This is a genomic window from Pedococcus sp. P2_F6 (assembly GCF_056403675.1).
Genome location: NZ_JBFUEZ010000005.1, coordinates 287,733 through 305,425 on the forward strand (window position 1 = coordinate 287,733; position 17,693 = coordinate 305,425).

Genomic DNA, 17,693 nt, shown 5'->3' on the forward strand with positions numbered 1-17,693 from the left:
GACGGCTCTGGGCCCCCGCCGAGAGGCAGGGGCCCAGAGCTCAGCCTTGCTGAGTTGCTGTCAGCGAACGACCACCGAGACCGCCGCCGAGGCCGAGGGGTTGTAGACCCCTGACCCGTTGTAGGTCGCCGTCAGCTTGTGCGTGCCGCGCGCCAGGACCGGCGCCCGGTAGACGGCCTTGCCCTTGGTCACCACGACCTTGGCCAGCACCTTCGAGCCGTCCCGGAACGTCACCGTTCCGGTGGCAGCCGACGGGCTGACCGTGGCGGTCAGGGTCGGGCGGTAGCCCTTGAAGAAGTCGCGGTCGTTGGCACTGAGCGAGGTCTTGCTCACCAGCCCCTTGACCGTGACCTTGACGACGGCGGAGGTGCTGGCGTTCGTGATCGCATCTCCGTTGTAGGTGGCCGTCATCGAGTGCGTCCCACGGGTCTGGCCCGAAGCGGTCCACATCGCCTTGCCACCGCTGACCGCCACCGTCTTGACGACCTTGCCGCCGTCCTTGAAGGACACCGTCCCGGTCGCGGTGGACGGCGTGACCGAGGCCGTGAAGACCGGCTTGCCGCCGTAGGTGTACGACGTCGAGCTCGAGGTGAGCCTGGTCGACGACGCAGCCTTCACCGCGACGACCTGTGCCCTCGCACCATCGGTGTTGAGGTGGTGGATGAGCAGCAGACCCTGCGGCTTGTCCGAGGCGTACGACGCGTCGTCGCGACGGACGTTCAGCACGGCGCCCGGGGCGTCGGTGCTGAGCATCGTGCCGTAGTCGTCGCTGTAGGCCGCCAGCGCGGGCGAGGCCACGCTGAGGGTCATCGGAGCAGCCTGGGAACCAACCGCGTCGACCTGACCGGCCTCGGCGGTGTAGGACTCGACCCAGTACTTGATCTTGGGCGTTGCACCCGCGACCAGACCTGCCTCGCTCAGCGCACCCACGGAGACCGGAAGGGCCAGTGAGTCGCTGTTGAAGAGGTTGGTGTCGAAGGAACCGTCGACGTTGTTGACGGACTCCGGGCCGTAGTTTTCGGACGAGTCGAAGATCGAGTGGAACCGGTTCGGCCCCGTGCGAAGGTCGACGACGTCCACGACGAAGTAGTCGTAGTCGTCCGTGGTGGACACCCTGGTGTTGTAGGCAACGGCCTCCGGGCCCGGGGTCGACGGGTTGGTGTCGAGGTACACGTCGAACTCGGTGTACGAGGCCGGCGTGCGCCAGGGACCGTAGCTGCTGACCCCGAAGCTGAGCTTCGAGCCGCCGATGTCGGCGGGGGCGTACAAGAAGGCGTCCGAACCCGTACCGACGTAGCGCAGGTCGGCCGAGCGGTCGTCGGCGAAGGCGATGCAGTCGACGACCAGGGCCGAGGAGCAGCTCGGGATCTTCGGGCTGCTGGCCTGCAGCTGGAAGGTGGACACGGTCGACTCGTAGCCGGTCGTGCCAACGCCCTGGGAGACACCCAGGCCGCCGAGGGCCAGCGTGCCGTTCTTGACCGCACCCGCGCCCGTGACCGTGCTCTTGGCCGCGGCCGCCATGGCCGAGGCCGGGCGGGGAGCGGACCACACCGGCACGCGAAGGGCCGAGCCCGGCGTGAGACCGGCAGGCGTCAGCACCATGCGGCCACTGGCGTCAGCGCGGTAGCTGCGGTCGATGCCGTAGGTCAGCGGGTCCTTTGCCGTCGTGGGGTCCTGGACCGCCGTGAGCGCCGAGCGCGTGATGGTGGCCGTGACCGTGACGTCAGCCGAACCGCCGGCCGGGAGGCTGACCTGGCTGGGGCTGAAGGAGTACGTCACACCCGGGGACGGGTGCGCCGCCTGGTAGCCGATCGTGTACGACGCCGACCCGGTGGGGCGCTTGTTGACGACGTGCACGGTCTTGGTCAGGGTCGTGGTGGCCGCAGTCACTGCAACCGGCCCGAAGGAGACGCTGACGGCACCGGGGGTGTCCTTGACGTAGGCCAGGGTCGTGGTGTCGACGGCGTCGTCGGCCTTGACGCGACCGGAACCGACACGCTCAGGTCCGTAGACCGCACCCGTGTGGTTCGGGCCGACGAAGACGTCCTGGGTCGCCGTGTTCATGATGGCGGCCTTGACCTCCTCGGAGGTCCACGTGGAGTGGGCGCCACGCACCAGCGCGGCTTCGCCGGCCACGTGCGGAGAAGCCATGGAGGTGCCGCTCTCGGCGATCCCCTCGTTGCCCGTGCCGACGGCGACGGAGAACGTGGTCACACCGGGGGCTGCGACGTCGGGCTTGACGTTGCCGGCGATGCCGACACCCCGCGAGGAGAAGCCCGCGACCTGGTCGACGGCGCCCGGGCTGACGATGGTCACGCTGTTGCGCAGCGCGTTGGTCATCGTCACCTTGACCGGGGTTCCCCCGTCGAGCTGTCCCTTGATCGCGACGGTCGCCTGGTTGACGGTGAGCATCGCCGGGATGTCCACGTCACCGGTCACGCCGGCAGAGAACGCATTCACGTCGCTGCCGAAGATGACCCCGGCTGCGCCGGCCGCCTTGGCCTGACCCGAACGACCGACCGAGCCACAGCGACGGCCCGTGCCGTCGAACCACTTGGTCATGACGATCTTGCCCACGACCTTGGCCGCATCCGCGGTGGAGAAGGCCGAGCAGCCATCCGTGTTGTTCGTGGCCGAGGCCGTCTGGCTCCAGTCGCCGAGGGTGACGACGTCGGTGTTCGTCAGGCCGGGCTTGGTCGCCCAGTCGTAGGCCACCGACTTCAGGGCGCCGAACACGTTGTCCTGGGTGCCGTCGACGGTGTCGGCCGGCTCGATGCCGCTGGGGCTCTCGACCTTGAGGCCATCGACGACCGAGTCGCGGTCGTCGGACGCGGCGACGGCGAGCACGCGCGTGGCGTTGCCCGGCGAGCCGCCCACCTCGTAGACGTCGCCGCTGTTGCCGATCGAGGCGACGACGACGGTGCCGAGGGCGGCGAGGTTGTTGGACGCGACTGCGTCCGGGTCGTCCGGGGAGCCGTAGCTGGAACCCAGCGACATGTTGACGACGTCGAGGCGGTCGGACAGGTCACCGTCGCCATTGGGGTCGGCCGCCCAGTCGAGGGCCTGGCCCACGACGCTGGTGTCGCCCTCGCAGCCGAACACCTTGAGTGCGTAGAGCGACGCACCGGGTGCGACGCCGGGACCGATGGCCAGGGACGCGGGGTCGATGTCGGTGGCGTAGCCACCGGTGTAGGTCGCCCCCGCCTTCGTCACGCCGAGACCGGCCGCCGTGCCGCTGACGTGGGAGCCGTGGCCCTCGCAGTCCAGCGGGTTGGGGTCGGGCACCGGAACGGCAACGCCGTCACCGGGGTTGTAGGCGTCACCCGCGAAGTCGTAGCCGCCGACCACCTTGGCGGTGGGCGTGAAGGTGTTCGAGGCCTTGGCGGTGGCGTATGCCGCGCCGGTGCCAGGTCCGCCGAAGTCCGCGTGCGTGTAGTCGATGCCGGTGTCGATGACGCCGACTCGGACGCCTTCACCGGTCTCGCTGCGTCCCTTCCAGACCTCCGGGGCTCCGATGAGCGGCACCGACGAGGAGTTGGACGGGGACTTGGGCGTGATGCGGTGGACCGCCTTCACGCCGGGGATGGCGGCGAGTGCCTTCAGCTTGCTCGCATCGGTGCGCACGGCGATACCGGAGTACAGGGCGTGCGCGCGGTAGAGGGTGCGCGCCTTGGTCTGCGACTCCCCGAAGCGGGCCTCGACCGACGCCTGGGCGCGCTTGATCGTGGCCGTCTGGGTGCGCGCAGCGAGCCGGGCTGCCGAGCCACCCCGCGACCGAGCCTGGCCGTAGGCAGCCGACGCGGGTGCCGGGTCGAGCTCGATCATGACGTCGACCGGGCCCTTGGCACCCACGAGGCTGCGGTCGAGCTTCTCCGCCTGTGACCGCTGGGTGCCCAACCCGAAGGAGCCCGCACCGGTGAGTCCTGCGGGAACCTTGTGGGCGGTCCCGCGGTGCTTGACCGGGCTGGGCTGGGTGCTCGCCATGGCCGGCGCAGCGCTGAGGGCTGCCGCAGCCACTATCGACAGGGCACTGACGCCGACGACAGCTGTGTAGCCGCGGCGCCTTCCCTGAGATTCCATCGACACGTGGTCTCCTTCTGCGCGCGGCCACGACCATTCGCCCCGGGGATCGCCCGTCACGTGTGAAGGACACGCGCCCCCACTGGTTCACCACGCCGTCGCTGAAATTAGGCCATTGCGGCGCGAGCCGGACGCGAATCGCCACAACGCGCACAAAACTTTTTGCGTGTCGGTCCCTCAGCCGGTCGCGGCGGCCGTCTCCAGCCCGCGTGCGGACCTGATGATCGTCACGAACTGGCCCATGATGTCGTTGAGTCCGAAGTCCTTCGGAGTGAAGACCGCGGCCACGCCGAGGGCGCGCAACGCGCGGGCGTCGGTGTCGGGGATGATCCCTCCGACGATCACGGGCACGTCGCCGGCACCTGCCGCTCGCAGGCCGGCGAGGATCTCGGGCACCAGCTCCATGTGCGAGCCCGACAGGATCGAGATCCCGACCAGGTGCACGTCCTCGGCGACCGCGGCTGCGACGATCTGCTCCGGCGTCAGCCGGATCCCCTGGTAGACGACCTCGAAACCGGCATCGCGCGCCCTGACGGCGACCTGTTCGGCGCCATTGCTGTGACCGTCGAGCCCCGGCTTCGCGACGAGGACACGCAGCTTCTCCCCCAGCTCCTCACCGGTTCGGCTGACCTCCTCCCGAACCGCCTTCAGCTCGTCACTGCCGCCGCTGGAGACACCGACCGAACCCGAGACCCCCGTCGGGGCGCGGAACTCGCCGAACTCCTCTCGCAGCGCCTGGGCCCACTCACCGGTGGTCACCCCGGCACGCGCGGCCTCGAGCGACGCCGGCATGAGGTTCGCTCCACTGCGGGCGTCGGCGCCGAGGGCAGCGAGGGCCGCGGCCGCGCGCTCCCGGCCACGCGGCTCGGCGTCACGCCGTTCGCGCCACTCCCGGACAGCCGCTGCCGCCTTGGCCTCCACGTCATGGTCGACGGTCTGGATGGCCGCGTCTAGGTCCGCCGTGAGCGGGTTGGGCTCGGTGGTCTGGAACCGGTTCACGCCCACGACCACGTCCTCGCCGGCCTCGATGCGCTGACGACGCAGCGAGTGCGAGGCCACGAGGGCCGACTTCATGTAACCGCTCTCGACGGCCGGGACAGCCCCGCCCAGCTCCTCCACCCGGGCGATCTCGGCCTTGGCGCCGGCGACGAGCTCGGCCACCTTGCCCTCCACGACGAGGGACCCGGTGAACAGGTCGTCGTACTCGAGCAGGTCGGACTCGAAGGCCAGCACCTGCTGCATCCGCAGCGACCACTGCTGGTCCCACGGTCGCGGCAGGCCCAGCGCCTCGTTCCAGGCCGGGAGCTGCACCGCCCGGGCGCGGGCGTCCTTCGACAGCGTGACGGCGAGCATCTCCAACACGATCCGCTGCACGTTGTTCTCGGGCTGGGCCTCGGTCAGGCCGAGGGAGTTGACCTGGACGCCGTAGCGGAAACGGCGTTGCTTGGCGTCCGTGACGCCGTAGCGCTCGCGGGTCAGCTCGTCCCACAGCTCGACGAAGGCCCGCATCTTGCACATCTCCTCGACGAACCGCACGCCGGCGTTGACGAAGAAGGAGATCCGGGCGACGACCTCGCCGAACCGCTCCGGCGGCACCTGGCCGGAGTCGCGCACCGCGTCGAGCACGGCGATGGCGGTGCACATCGAGTACGCGATCTCCTGTACCGGAGTCGCGCCCGCCTCCTGGAGGTGGTAGCTGCAGATGTTGGTCGGGTTCCACTTGGGGATGTCGGAGACGGTGTAGGCGACCATGTCGGTGATCAGGCGCAGCGAGGGGCCCGGCGCGAAGACGTAGGTCCCGCGGGACAGGTACTCCTTGATGATGTCGTTCTGCGTCGTGCCGGCGAGGGCGCGGACGGCCGCAAGCGGGTCGGCGCCGGTCGCCTCGGCCTGCTCCTCCGCCACGACCTGGTACATCGCGAGCAGCCACATCGCCGTGGCGTTGATCGTCATGGACGTGTTCATCTGGTCCAGGGGGATCTGGTCGAACAGCGCGCGCATGTCACCGATGTGCGAGATCGGGACACCCACCTTGCCGACCTCGCCGCGCGCCAGAGGGTGGTCAGGGTCGTAACCGGTCTGGGTCGGCAGGTCGAAGGCGACCGACAGGCCGGTCTGGCCCTTGGCGAGGTTGCGACGGTAGAGCTCGTTGCTGGCAGCGGCACTCGAGTGGCCGGCATACGTGCGCATCACCCAGGGGCGGTCACGCTCCGGACGGGACGGTGCTGACGCATCGGTCACGGACGCCGGGCTGACGGGCGACGCTGAGGGGGAGGTCGGGACGTCACTGTGCTCAGCCATAGGGCCGAAGGTACCGGCGGCGGTGTGCGCCGAGGGAGCCGTTCAGGCGGTGACGGCCACCACAGTGGCGGCGGGGACGGCCTCGCGGAGCACCAGCGCACGGTCCAGGCGTGATGCACGCAACAGCCGACCGGTGCGCTCCGTCATGTCGACGACGGCCAGCCGGCGACCCGCACGGCGGGCTCGGTTGTAGGCCTCGACGAGGACTCCCAGCCCGGTGGCGTCGCCGATCTCGGCGCCCGCGAGCCTCATGTGGACGTCCCCGCAACCCGTGTCGATGATCTCGTGCAGGAGTAGTCGTACGTCGGGGACGGAGTGCACGTCGATCCGGCCGATGATCGCGACCTCCTGGCCGGTGTGCATGGCACGAACCTGGACCGGAAGAGCCCCGGTAGCGCTGATCGACATGCGAACCCCCTTGTCCGTGAACATTCACCCACAAGGACGCCTGGTTGGGGGGCTTCGGTTGCCGCGACCCAGATCAAGATCTGGTAAAGGTGCTGAGACGGCTCAGACGAAGGGGTCGTCATCCGGCTCACGCGTGACGTCCGCCCCCAGCCCCTGCATGCTCTCGGCGAACCCGGCATAGCCGCGGTCGATGTGCTGGGCACCGCTCACCGTCGTGATCCCGTCGGCCACGAGCCCCGCGATCACCAGGGCCGCCCCCGCCCTGATGTCACTGGCCTCGACCGGCGCTCCCGACAGCGTCTCCACACCGTGGACCATCACGTGGTGGCCGTCGATGCGGGTCTCGGCACCGAGCCGGTTGAGCTCCTGGACGGTGCGGAACCGAGCCTCGAAGAGGTTCTCGGTGATCATCGCCGACCCCTCGGCCACCGCGTTGCACGCCAGGGCGAACGGCTGGAGGTCGGTGGGAAAGCCGGGATAGGGCAGCGTGGCCACGTCGAAGGCCTGCGGTCGACGGCCTCCGGAGTCCACCCGGAACCCACGGTCCGTCGTCGTCACGGTGGCGCCGCTCGCCCTGACCAGCTCCAGGGCACTGAGGAGGTGCTCCGGCCGGGCTCCCACCACCTCGACGTCGCCGCGCGTGGCGGCCGCCGCGAACGCCCACGTGCCTGCCGCGATCCGGTCGGGGACGACGGCGTGCTCGGTGGGTCGCAGCGACCGGACGCCCTCGATGTCGATCACCGACGAGCCGGCCCCGCTGATCCGGGCGCCCATCGCGATGAGCATCTCCGCGATGTCGACGATCTCGGGCTCGCGGGCGGCGTTCTCCAGGCGGGTCGTCCCCCGCGCCAGGACCGCGGCGGTCAGGACGTTCTCGGTGGCGCCGAYGCTCGGGAAGTCGAGGCGGATCTCGGCCCCGTCGAGCCCCCCGGGCGCCTCCGCGACGAGGAAGCCGTGGGTGACGTGGACCCTGGCGCCCAACGCCTCGAGTCCTGCGGCGTGCAGGTCCAGGCCACGCGACCCGATGGCGTCACCACCGGGGATCGCGACGTCGGCCGCACCGGTGCGCGCGACCAGCGGGCCCAGCACGGCGGTCGAGGCTCGCAGGGCGCGGACCAGGTCGTAGTCGGCGCGGTGCCCGATCTGGTCCGGCACCTCGATCTCCACGACACCGGCGACGGCGTCGTAGTCGACGGTGCAGCCGAGTCGGCGCAGGAGCTCGGCCATGATCGTCACGTCGAGGATGGCCGGGACGTTGGTCAGCCGGGTGCGACCCACCGCGAGCAGCGCTGCCGCCATGAGCTTGAGGGCGCTGTTCTTGGCGCCCCAGACGGCCACCTCGCCGCGCAGCCTGGTGCCGCCGACGACCCGGAAACGTTCTGCCACCCGCCCACCCTATGCGAGTGCACAGGCACGGGTATGCCGGGTGGTGACGTCCTCGACGCCGCCGTCTGAGAGGCTGCAGCCATGGTCAACCTCACGCGCATCTACACCCGCACGGGCGACGACGGCCAGACCCACCTCGGTGACATGAGCAGGACGAGCAAGACCGACGTGCGGCTGCTCGCGTACGCCGACGTCAACGAGGCCAACGCCGCCATCGGGGTCGCCCTGGCGGCAGGCGAGCTGCCCGACGACATCAGAGCCACCCTGCTGCGGGTCCAGAACGACCTGTTCGACGTCGGCGCCGACCTGTGCACGCCGCTCCAGGAGACGTATGAGTACCCACCGTTGCGCGTCGAGGCCGCCTGGATCGACGAGCTCGAAACCGACTGCGACCACTACCTCGAACGGGTGGAGAAGCTCCGCTCGTTCATCCTGCCCGGCGGCACCGTGGGATCGGCCCACCTGCACGTCGCCACCACGGTGGTCCGCCGCGCGGAGCGGCAGGCCTGGGCAGCCATCGCGGCCTACGGCGACCAGCCCGGCTCTGGAACCAAGGGCGAGGGTGGCGTGAACGTCCTGACCGCGAAGTACCTCAACCGGCTGTCCGACCTGCTGTTCGTGCTCGCCCGCGTCGCCAACCTCCCCATCGGGGGTGACGTCCTCTGGCAGCCCGGCGGCGGCCGTGCCGAGGGTCCTGGCAAACGGAAGGCCTAGCGCGCACCGACCGCGCCGGCCCGCTGGCGACCAGAGCGCCTGCCCTCAGGCGACGTTGACGTTGAAGCCGGGAGGCGAGCTCTCCAGCCAGCTGCGCATGGCCGTGTAGGCAGAAGGCGCCAGGGCGAGGGAGAAGGTGTCGGTGCCGTAGTGGCAGTCCACGGTCACGGCCTCGGGGAGCCCGGCGATCGTGGTCTCCGGTAGCGTTGGTGGCCCGAGCTCGAGACGGGTCCGGTCCCACGTCCTGGCCGACCGCGGCGACGGGCCGATCAGGGTGTACCACTCGAGGCTGGAGCCCGAGAACCGCAGCAGCCCCAGGCGGTACTGAGACCGACCGTGGGGCTGGAGCGCGCAGAGCATGAGCGGCGCACCGGAGGCGAGCAGCCGGCGCCGCACGAAGATGTACGTGAGCGCGAGGACCGCAAGCAGGATGAGCGCGCCGGCGACGATCTCCGCGGAGATGACGGGCGACATGCTCTCTCCTTCCGAGTGTCCCGGCTGAGTGTCCCGGCGGCTAGGCCTTGAAGGCCGAGGCGTCGACGGCCTCGGCGATGATGATCACCTTGTCGCGGTCGACGGACAGGAACCCGCCGTCGATGGTGGCGGACTGCGAACCCTCGCCGGACTTGATCCGGACCTCACCCTCGACCAGGACGCCGAGCAGCGGGGTGTGGCCGGGCAGGATGCCCAGCTCGCCGTCGACCGTGCGGGCCACGACCATGTCGGCGTCGCCTTCCCAGACCTTGCGGTCCGCTGCGACGAGTTCAACCTGCAGGGTGCTCACGGTGTCCTCCGGTGGTACGGCACGAGTGGTGCGTGTGAAGTCTATCGGCCCGCGGTGGGTGCCCCGCCGACCAGTGGTATGCCGTGGGGCCGACCCAGTGCGGCCGGCCCCAGTGGCATTCCAGTTACGTCTCGTTGTCCTCAGGGACGGCGTCCGCCGACCTAGAGGCTGTTCTCGATCTCGGCGGCCTGGCGCTCGACGTCGTCGAGGCCACCACACATGAAGAACGCCTGCTCCGGCACGTGGTCGTACTCGCCGTCGGCGATCTTGGTGAACGCCTCGATCGTGTCGGCCAGCGGCACGGTCGAACCCTCGATGCCGGTGAACTGCTTGGCGACGTAGGTGTTCTGACCGAGGAAGCGCTGGATGCGACGGGCGCGGTTGACGAGGATCTTGTCCTCTTCGGAGAGCTCGTCGATCCCGAGGATCGCGATGATGTCCTGGAGCTCCTTGTTGCGCTGCAGGATCTGCTTGACCCGCACCGCGGTGGAGTAGTGGTCCTCCGCGATGTAGCGGCGGTCGAGGATCCGCGAGGTGGAGCTGAGCGGGTCCACGGCCGGGTAGATGCCGAGCGAGGCGATCTCGCGGGACAGCTCGGTCGTCGCGTCGAGGTGGGCGAAGGTCGTCGCCGGGGCCGGGTCGGTGTAGTCGTCGGCCGGCACGTAGATCGCCTGCATCGAGGTGATCGAGTGACCACGCGTCGAGGTGATCCGCTCCTGGAGCGTGCCCATCTCGTCGGCCAGGGTCGGCTGGTAGCCCACGGCGGACGGCATCCGGCCGAGGAGGGTGGAGACCTCGGAACCGGCCTGGGTGAAGCGGAAGATGTTGTCGATGAAGAGCAGCACGTCCTGGTTCTGCACGTCGCGGAAGTACTCCGCCATCGTCAGCGCGGAGAGCGCGACACGAAGGCGGGTGCCCGGCGGCTCGTCCATCTGGCCGAAGACGAGGGCGGTCTGGCCGAGGACGCCGGCCTCCTCCATCTCGACCATGAGGTCGTTGCCCTCACGGGTGCGCTCGCCGACACCGGCGAACACCGACACACCACCGTGGTCGCGGGCGACACGGGCGATCATCTCCTGGATGAGCACCGTCTTGCCCACGCCGGCGCCGCCGAACAGGCCGATCTTGCCACCCTGCACGTAGGGGGTCAGCAGGTCGATGATCTTGATGCCGGTCTCGAACATCTCGGTCTTGGACTCGAGCTGGTCGAAGGCAGGGGCCTTGCGGTGGATGCCCCAGCGCTCCTTGACCTCGAAGGTCTCACCCTCGGCGAGGTTCATGACGTCACCGGTCGTGTTGAAGACCTTGCCGAGCGTCGCGTCGCCCACGGGGACCGTGATGGGGCCGCCGGTGTCCTGCACCTGCGTGCCGCGGACGAGGCCGTCGGTCGGCTGGAGCGAGATGGCGCGGACCATGTTGTCGCCGATGTGCTGGGCGACCTCGAGGTTGAGGTTGTTCTTCTCACCCGAGAGCTCGACCGTGGTGGTCAGCAGGTTGTACTGCTCGGGCATCGCGTCGGCGGGGAACTCGACGTCGACGACCGGGCCGATGATGCGGGAGATGCGGCCGATGCCACCGGGGGTGGCGGCCTTGGTCTCTTCAGTGACAGTGGCAGTCATTGGTTTCTCTCTACCTTCTCAACTGGCGTCGGCGAGGGCGTCGGAGCCGCCCACGATCTCGCTGATCTCTTGGGTGATCTCGGCCTGGCGAGCCTGGTTGGCCAGCCGGGTGTACTTCTTGATGAGCTCTTCGGCGTTGTCCGTGGCCGACTTCATGGCCCGCTGGCGCGAGGCCAGCTCGGACGCGGCAGCCTGCAGGAGGCAGTTGTAGATGCGCGCACCCACGTACTTGGGCAGCAGCGCGTCCAACACCTGCTCGGCACTCGGCTCGAACTCGTAGAGGGGCAGGACGTCGTCCTCGGCGGGGGCCTCTTCACCCTCGACCACCTCGAGCGGCAGCATGCGGATGACGTCGGGCTCCTGCGTCACCATGTTGACGAAGCGCGTGAAGACGATGTGGACCTCGTCCACCCCGCCCTCGGCGAAGTCCTGGTTGAACGCGGCGACGAGCGCGTCGCCGATCTCCCGCGCCACCTCGAAGGTCGGCTGGTCGGTGAACCCGGTCCACTCGTCCGCGAACTCACGCTTGCGGAACTTGTAGAACCCCACCGCCTTGCGGCCGACGAGGTAGGGGACGACCTCCTTGCCGGCGCCCCGCAGGTCGCCGATCAGGCGCTCGCTCTCCTTGAGCACCGAGGAGCTGTAGGCGCCGGCCAGACCGCGGTCGGACGTCACCACGAGGACCGCCGCACGGCGGACGTCCTCGTGCTCGGTGGTCAGCGGGTGGTCGACGTTGGAGAAGGTCGCGACGGCCGAGACCGCTCGGGTCAGGGCGCGCGCATAGGGCGAGGACTCCCGCACCCGCTGCTGCGCCTTCACCACGCGGGAGGCTGCGATCAGCTCCATGGCGCGCGTTATCTTCTTGGTCGCCTGGACGGACCGGATGCGCTGGCGGTAGACCCGCATCTGCGCTCCCATATGTTGCCGCCTCTCTCAGTTTCGTGTCGTCGTGTGCTGCACGTCTTGGTCCTGCACTGTCGGGTATGCCGCGTGGGCGGCACGGTCGCTGCGGTGCCGGGTGCGCACGAGGTGCGCACCCGGCATACCGGTCAGCGCTTCTGCTTGACGATCTTCTCCTGCTCGACGTCGTGCTCGAGCGCACCCGGGTCGGCCTCGTGGCCCACGGGGGTGTTCTCGGCGCCGGACGCCTGGAACTGCTCCTTGAACTTGGTCACGGCCTCTTCGAGTCCGGCGCGGGTCTCGTCCTCGAACTTCTTGGACTCGCGGATCGCACTCAGCAGACCGGACTTCTCGCGGCGCAGGTAGTCCAGGAACTCGCTCTCGAAGCGGGACACGTCCTCGACGGCGACGGAGTCGATCTGACCCGCGGTGCCGGCCCAGATCGACACGACCTGCTCCTCGACCGGGAACGGCGCGGCCTGGCGCTGCTTGAGGAGCTCGACGAGGCGGGCACCCTTCGCGAGCTGGGCGCGGGAGGCCGGGTCGAGGTCCGAGGCGAACATCGCGAAGGCCTCCATCGCGCGGAACTGCGCGAGGTCGAGCTTCAGACGACCGGAGACGTCCTTCATGGCCTTGATCTGCGCGGCGCCACCGACTCGGGAGACGGAGACACCCACGTCGATCGCGGGACGCACGTTGGCGTTGAACAGGTCGGCCTGGAGGTAGATCTGGCCGTCGGTGATGGAGATGACGTTGGTCGGGATGTACGCCGAGACGTCGCCGGCCTTGGTCTCGATGATCGGCAGACCGGTCATCGAGCCCGCGCCCAGGTCGTCGGAGAGCTTGGCGCAACGCTCGAGCAGGCGGGAGTGCAGGTAGAACACGTCACCGGGGTAGGCCTCGCGGCCCGGCGGGCGGCGTAGCAGCAGCGACACGGCGCGGTAGGCCTCGGCCTGCTTGGACAGGTCGTCGAACACGATGAGGACGTGCTTGCCCTGGTACATCCAGTGCTGGCCGATGGCCGAACCGGTGTAGGGCGCGAGGTACTTGAAGCCCGCCGAGTCGGACGCGGGGGCCGCGACGATCGTGGTGTACTCCAGCGCGCCGGCCTCCTCCAGGGTGCCGCGGACGGCAGCGATGGTGGAGCCCTTCTGGCCCATGGCGACGTAGATGCAGCGGACCTGCTGCTCCGGGTCGCCGGAGTCCCAGTTCTGCTTCTGGTTGATGATCGTGTCGACCGCGACCGTGGTCTTGCCGGTCTGGCGGTCACCGATGATGAGCTGGCGCTGCCCGCGACCGATGGGGGTCATGGCGTCGACGGCCTTGAGGCCGGTCTGCAGCGGCTGGTGCACCGACTTGCGCTGGACCACCGTGGGCGCCTGGAGCTCGAGGGCGCGACGCTCGGTCGTCTCGATCGCGCCGAGGCCGTCGATCGGCTGGCCGAGGGGGTTGACCACGCGACCGAGGAACGCGTCGCCGACCGGGACCGACAGGACCTCTCCGGTGCGCTTGACCTCCTGGCCCTCCTCGATCTTGGAGAAGTCACCGAGGATGACCACACCGATCTCGTGGACGTCGAGGTTGAGCGCGAGGCCCAGCGTGCCGTCCTCGAACTCGAGCAGCTCGTTGGTCATGCACGACGGCAGGCCCTCGACGTGCGCGATGCCGTCACCGGCGTCGCTGACCCGGCCGACCTCTTCGCGCGAGGCCGTCCCGGGCTCGTAGGACTGAACGAAGTTGTCCAGCGCGTCCCGGATCTCCTCCGGACGGATCGAAAGCTCCGTCATGTGATCTCTTCTCCTCGATTGCTGGCCCGGTGGGTCGGGCCAAAGTCTGTGGTGTGGTCCAGCTTCTTCAGTTGTGGTGCGGTATGCCACGTTCTTGGTGTCGTGGCGCTGGGGCGGTGGGTCAGCCGGCGATGTGCCGGCGGGCCTCGTCCAGGCGCCGCAGCACGGTGCCGTCGACGACCTCGTCACCGACCTGGACCCGGATGCCGCCGAGGACCTGCTCCTCGATGACGACCTGGAGCAGGACCGGCTTGCCGTAGATGCTCTGCAACGCCGCCGACAACCGCTCGCGCTGCTGCTCGGTGAGGTCGGTCGCCGCCGTCACGACCGCGGTGATCTGCTCACGACGCCTGGCCGCGAGACCGAGGTAGTGCTCGAGCGTGCGGTCCAGCTTGCGACCACGCGGATGCAGCACGGCCTGGCGAGCCAGGTGCACCGTCTCCTCGCTGGCCTTGCCGTCGAGCAGCTGGCTCACCACGCCGGCCTTGGCGTCGACGTCGCCCTGGCGGTTGGTGAGGCGGTCGCGGAGCTCGGGGCTGCCCGCCACGATGCGCTCGAAGCGGAACAGCTCGTCCTCGACCCGGTCGATCCGGCCGGCCTTCTCGGCGCCCGCGAGGATCGCCGTGACGGCAAGCTCCTCGAGGGTGTCGGACAGGTCACGCTCGGTGGACCAGCGCTGCCCGACGAGGTTCTTGACCACGACGATCGCCTCGGCCGAGACCTTGCCTTCGAGCAGGCGCTCGGCCAGGGTCTGCTTCTCGACGCCCTCGCGGGACGGGTCGGCGAGGGCGCGGCGCAGGGTGGCCGACCCGTCGATGACACCGACGACTGCGAGCAGCTCGTCACCGAGCGCGCGAGGGTCTGCCCCACCGGCGAGCGCGGCGTCGAGCGCCTTGCTCCCGGCGATGGCGGCCGCACGCGACGATCCACGCATCAGGCGTCCTCCCCGACCTTCTCGGGCTGGATCTCCCCGGCCTCGAGCTCGGCCAGGAACCGGTCGACGATGCCCTTCTGGCGGGTCTCCTCGTGCAGCGACTCACCCACGATGCGGCTGGCCAGGTCGGTCGACAGGCGACCCACCTCGGCACGCAGCGAGACGACCGCCTGCTGGCGCTCGGCCTCGATCTGCTTGTGGGCCGCCTCGGTGATGCGCGCCGCCTCGGTCTGCGCGTGACCGCGCATCTCGACGACGATGGCCGCACCCTGCTCGCGAGCCTCCTCGCGGATCCGCGCAGCCTCGGCACGAGCCTCGGTCAGCTGGGCCTGGTACTGCTCCAGTGCCGCCTGGGCCTGCTGCTGGGCCTCCTCGGCCTGCTGCATCCCGCCCTCGATCGCGGCGGTGCGCTCGGCGTACGCCTTCTCGAGGTTGGGCACGACCTTGGTGGCCACGACCCAGTACAGGATCGCGAAGGCGATGACGCCGAAGATCAGCTCACCCCAGAGGGGCAGGATCGGCAGGCGTTCGCCGGTCTTGTCCTCGGCGGCGGCCGCGACAACCACCTGCGTGATGCCGGTGAAGTGCTGCACGGGTTCTCCTAGTGCTGTGGTGCCAGGGGGCGTTGGGCTGGGTGGTTCGGCTTACTTGAAGACGAACGCGAGAACCAGACCGAAGATGGCCAGCGCCTCCGCGAGGGCGAAGCCGAGGATGGCGATGCCCTGGAGGACGCCGCGCGCCTCGGGCTGGCGGGCGACACCGTTGATGTAGGCGGCGAAGATCAAGCCGATGCCCACACCGGGGCCGATCGCAGACAGGCCGTAGCCGAGGATGGCGATGTTGCCAGTCATGTCAGAGGTCCTCTTTCGGTTATCAGATCCGTCGGCACCTCGCCGAGCGGGAGTTCGTGTGGCGTATTCAGTTGTGGGTCTGGCGGTCCTGCACCGAGCCTCGAGGCCCGGACGATCTCAGTGCTCGTCGGCGAGCGAGCCGGCGATGTAGGTGGCTGCGAGCAGCGTGAAGATGTAGGCCTGCAGGAACTCGATCAGTCCCTCGAAGGCGGTCAGCACGAAGGCCATGCCGAAGGAGCCGACGCCCGCGACCTTGAGCCCGAGCCCGCCGTGGATCAGCATGTACTCGCCGCCGGTGATGAACAGCAGCAGGAGCATGTGGCCGGCGAACATGTTGCCGAACAGTCGCAGCGCGAGCGTCAGCGGGCGGGTCACGAAGTAGGTCAGCAGCTCGAGCGGGATGATCAGCACGTAGATGCCCTTGGGCAGCCCCGGCGGGATCATGTGCTTGACGTGTCCCCACGCGCCGTTCTTCTTGATGCCGACAGCGTGGTAGATCACGAAGACCAGCAGGGTCAGCGCGATCGGGAAGCCGATGCGGCTCATCGTGGGGTACTGGATCGGCGGGATGATGCCGAAGAGGTTGTTGACCAGGATCAGCATGAACATGCTGAACAGCAACGGGACGAACTTGAGGAAGTCGTGGCTGCCGATGATGTCGCGGGCCACGCCGTTGCGCACGAAGTTGTAGGCGTTCTCGGTGACCCACTGGCCCTTGCCCGGAACGACCGCTGCACGCTTGGTCGTCGCCACGAGGAACCACGCGATCAAGCCCACGGAGATGGCCAGGACCACCATCGGGCGGGTGATCGCGAAGTCGCCGTGCCCGATCAGGGGCTGGTAGAACTCGGCCGGCGTCGGGGCGTGGAAGCCCTCGCCCTCACCGCCCTCGGCAGCCAGGCTGATGGTGCCCAGCACGTTCAGACTCACAGGTTCTCCTTGAGCTTTGCGTTCGAAACAGTCCACGGGCCAACGAAGGCAGCGTTCTCGCGCCCGGGCCCGGCATACACAGGGGGGAGCTGACCTGCGGAAGTCATTGCGTACCGTACCGGAACCACACGAGGTACAGCGACAGGGCCATCCCACCCACGATCCCCACGGCAACCAGCCACGTCGTGCCCAGCCAGCGGTCCAGTCCCCACCCTGCCGCGCCGAACATCGCCGGCCCGGTGATGAGGTAGGACACGACGTTCCACATCCGTGCTTCGTCGAGCCGCTGATGACCCGAGTCTGCCTGCTGCAGCGGCGTCTGCCGGGACTCCGGCGACGGCTGCGAGGAGGGTGTGGTCACGGTGAGCTCCCATGGTCATGTGGCCGAGCCCCCATCCTGCCCGGTTTCCTGCGGTGCGTCGAAAGCAAGCCTGCGGGAACGGACGAAGGCGATCACCTGGAACACCTGCCACACCAGCGCGACGGCGAGGACGGCGACACCGAAGGCGGTGCCGTCCAGCCAGGACGCGTCCTGCAGCGCGATGATGACGAGCAGCAGGAAGATCATCTGGCCCATGAAGACGGCCAGGGCGCTGGCGAGGAAGCGCAGGGGGTCTGACGCCCCACCCAGGCGGCGCATGACCAGCAGGCCGAGGGCGAAGAAGACCATGGCGATCGCGAAGCCGAGGGCAGCGCCCAGGGCCGCCTTGCCACCGCCCACGACCGCCGCCACGACGACGGCAACTGGTCCGACGGCCAACGTCGGCAGGAAGGCCCCACGCAGCATTACCGCGAACGGGTCGCGGTCGGTCTGCGGAGCTTCGCTCATCGATCTGGCCTGCCTGATTCGTCGGGGCTGCGGTGCCTGGCGAACGGGGTGGTCTGCACCCTCCTTGGGGTGCTTGTGAAAGGTATCACAAGCGTTTGGACCCCGCTACCGGGGGTCCGTGCCCGGATGCCGCCGCGCGTCACGTGGCACGGATCTCCTTGGCTGTGACG

Annotated in this window: 16 protein-coding genes; 1 reads left to right on the top strand and 15 read right to left on the bottom strand. The window is 69.2% G+C overall.

What is annotated here, in order from left to right; translation table 11 throughout:
• Positions 1-60: 60 nt before the first annotated feature.
• The 4 genes from AC1DWP_RS16520 to murA all read right to left on the bottom strand — a co-directional run bounded on the left by AC1DWP_RS16520 (position 61) and on the right by murA (position 8,175).
• Entirely contained in the window at positions 61-4,080 is a 4,020-nt protein-coding gene (locus AC1DWP_RS16520; protein ID WP_477615613.1) for a S8 family serine peptidase, read from the bottom strand.
• Between the two features lie 177 nt (positions 4,081-4,257).
• Positions 4,258-6,270 carry a protein meaA gene (locus tag AC1DWP_RS16525; protein WP_477615614.1) on the bottom strand — a complete coding sequence of 671 codons (2,013 nt, stop codon included), beginning with the start codon at positions 6,268-6,270 and terminating at the stop codon, positions 4,258-4,260.
• Between the two features lie 153 nt (positions 6,271-6,423).
• Complete coding sequence (locus tag AC1DWP_RS16530) at positions 6,424-6,789, bottom strand: STAS domain-containing protein (RefSeq protein WP_477615572.1); 366 nt, start codon at positions 6,787-6,789, stop codon at positions 6,424-6,426.
• A gap of 102 nt (positions 6,790-6,891) precedes the next feature.
• The gene (murA, locus tag AC1DWP_RS16535; protein WP_477615573.1) at positions 6,892-8,175 is read right to left on the bottom strand and encodes a UDP-N-acetylglucosamine 1-carboxyvinyltransferase; all 1,284 of its coding nucleotides are present in this window, start codon (positions 8,173-8,175) and stop codon (positions 6,892-6,894) included.
• 81 nt (positions 8,176-8,256) lie between these two features.
• Here murA and AC1DWP_RS16540 point away from each other — a divergent pair, with 81 nt between their 5' ends.
• The gene (locus AC1DWP_RS16540) at positions 8,257-8,889 is read left to right on the top strand and encodes a cob(I)yrinic acid a,c-diamide adenosyltransferase (RefSeq protein WP_477615574.1); all 633 of its coding nucleotides are present in this window, start codon (positions 8,257-8,259) and stop codon (positions 8,887-8,889) included.
• A gap of 45 nt (positions 8,890-8,934) precedes the next feature.
• Here AC1DWP_RS16540 and AC1DWP_RS16545 read toward each other — a convergent pair whose 3' ends face one another.
• From AC1DWP_RS16545 to AC1DWP_RS16595, 11 genes are all read right to left on the bottom strand, one after another.
• Positions 8,935-9,363 carry a DUF2550 family protein gene (locus tag AC1DWP_RS16545; RefSeq protein WP_477615575.1) on the bottom strand — a complete coding sequence of 143 codons (429 nt, stop codon included), beginning with the start codon at positions 9,361-9,363 and terminating at the stop codon, positions 8,935-8,937.
• Positions 9,364-9,403: 40 nt separating this feature from the next.
• Positions 9,404-9,673 (bottom strand): F0F1 ATP synthase subunit epsilon, encoded by a 270-nt coding sequence (locus AC1DWP_RS16550; RefSeq protein WP_477615576.1) that lies wholly within the window; start codon positions 9,671-9,673, stop codon positions 9,404-9,406.
• Positions 9,674-9,834: 161 nt separating this feature from the next.
• On the bottom strand, positions 9,835-11,292 hold the full coding sequence (gene atpD, locus AC1DWP_RS16555; protein WP_477615577.1) for a F0F1 ATP synthase subunit beta: 1,458 nt from the start codon (positions 11,290-11,292) through the stop codon (positions 9,835-9,837).
• An 18-nt stretch (positions 11,293-11,310) separates the two neighbouring features.
• Positions 11,311-12,210: a F0F1 ATP synthase subunit gamma gene (locus AC1DWP_RS16560; protein WP_477615578.1), complete on the bottom strand. Its 900-nt coding sequence runs from the start codon at positions 12,208-12,210 to the stop codon at positions 11,311-11,313.
• 131 nt (positions 12,211-12,341) lie between these two features.
• Positions 12,342-13,979: a F0F1 ATP synthase subunit alpha gene (gene atpA / locus AC1DWP_RS16565; protein ID WP_477615579.1), complete on the bottom strand. Its 1,638-nt coding sequence runs from the start codon at positions 13,977-13,979 to the stop codon at positions 12,342-12,344.
• Positions 13,980-14,100: 121 nt separating this feature from the next.
• On the bottom strand, positions 14,101-14,913 hold the full coding sequence (locus AC1DWP_RS16570; RefSeq protein WP_477615580.1) for a F0F1 ATP synthase subunit delta: 813 nt from the start codon (positions 14,911-14,913) through the stop codon (positions 14,101-14,103).
• Positions 14,913-15,488, bottom strand: coding sequence for a F0F1 ATP synthase subunit B (locus tag AC1DWP_RS16575; protein ID WP_477615615.1), 576 nt, complete (start codon positions 15,486-15,488; stop codon positions 14,913-14,915). The genes AC1DWP_RS16570 and AC1DWP_RS16575 overlap by 1 nt, the downstream gene beginning before the upstream one ends.
• Before the next feature lie 69 nt (positions 15,489-15,557).
• Positions 15,558-15,764 (bottom strand): ATP synthase F0 subunit C, encoded by a 207-nt coding sequence (gene atpE / locus AC1DWP_RS16580; RefSeq protein ID WP_056883533.1) that lies wholly within the window; start codon positions 15,762-15,764, stop codon positions 15,558-15,560.
• A 117-nt stretch (positions 15,765-15,881) separates the two neighbouring features.
• The gene (gene atpB, locus AC1DWP_RS16585) at positions 15,882-16,694 is read right to left on the bottom strand and encodes a F0F1 ATP synthase subunit A (protein WP_477615581.1); all 813 of its coding nucleotides are present in this window, start codon (positions 16,692-16,694) and stop codon (positions 15,882-15,884) included.
• A gap of 103 nt (positions 16,695-16,797) precedes the next feature.
• A complete protein-coding gene (locus AC1DWP_RS16590; protein ID WP_477615582.1) occupies positions 16,798-17,055 on the bottom strand; it encodes an AtpZ/AtpI family protein in 258 nt (85 codons plus the stop codon).
• Positions 17,056-17,070: 15 nt separating this feature from the next.
• Positions 17,071-17,523, bottom strand: a complete 453-nt coding sequence (locus AC1DWP_RS16595; protein WP_477615583.1) for a hypothetical protein — start codon at positions 17,521-17,523, stop codon at positions 17,071-17,073.
• Positions 17,524-17,693 lie beyond the last annotated feature (170 nt).

What these genes read in the sequence shown, in the direction of transcription:
- AC1DWP_RS16520 (WP_477615613.1), bottom strand. Translation starts at nt 4,080, where the DNA reads ATGGAATCTCAGGGAAGGCGCCGCGGCTACACAGCTGTCGTCGGCGTC.
- AC1DWP_RS16545 (WP_477615575.1), bottom strand. Translation starts at nt 9,363, where the DNA reads ATGTCGCCCGTCATCTCCGCGGAGATCGTCGCCGGCGCGCTCATCCTG.
- AC1DWP_RS16530 (WP_477615572.1), bottom strand. Translation starts at nt 6,789, where the DNA reads ATGTCGATCAGCGCTACCGGGGCTCTTCCGGTCCAGGTTCGTGCCATG.
- atpD (WP_477615577.1), bottom strand. Translation starts at nt 11,292, where the DNA reads ATGACTGCCACTGTCACTGAAGAGACCAAGGCCGCCACCCCCGGTGGC.
- AC1DWP_RS16525 (WP_477615614.1), bottom strand. Translation starts at nt 6,270, where the DNA reads ATGCGCACGTATGCCGGCCACTCGAGTGCCGCTGCCAGCAACGAGCTC.
- AC1DWP_RS16540 (WP_477615574.1), top strand. Translation starts at nt 8,257, where the DNA reads ATGGTCAACCTCACGCGCATCTACACCCGCACGGGCGACGACGGCCAG.
- AC1DWP_RS16595 (WP_477615583.1), bottom strand. Translation starts at nt 17,523, where the DNA reads ATGAGCGAAGCTCCGCAGACCGACCGCGACCCGTTCGCGGTAATGCTG.
- atpE (WP_056883533.1), bottom strand. Translation starts at nt 15,764, where the DNA reads ATGACTGGCAACATCGCCATCCTCGGCTACGGCCTGTCTGCGATCGGC.
- AC1DWP_RS16560 (WP_477615578.1), bottom strand. Translation starts at nt 12,210, where the DNA reads ATGGGAGCGCAGATGCGGGTCTACCGCCAGCGCATCCGGTCCGTCCAG.
- atpA (WP_477615579.1), bottom strand. Translation starts at nt 13,979, where the DNA reads ATGACGGAGCTTTCGATCCGTCCGGAGGAGATCCGGGACGCGCTGGAC.
- AC1DWP_RS16570 (WP_477615580.1), bottom strand. Translation starts at nt 14,913, where the DNA reads ATGCGTGGATCGTCGCGTGCGGCCGCCATCGCCGGGAGCAAGGCGCTC.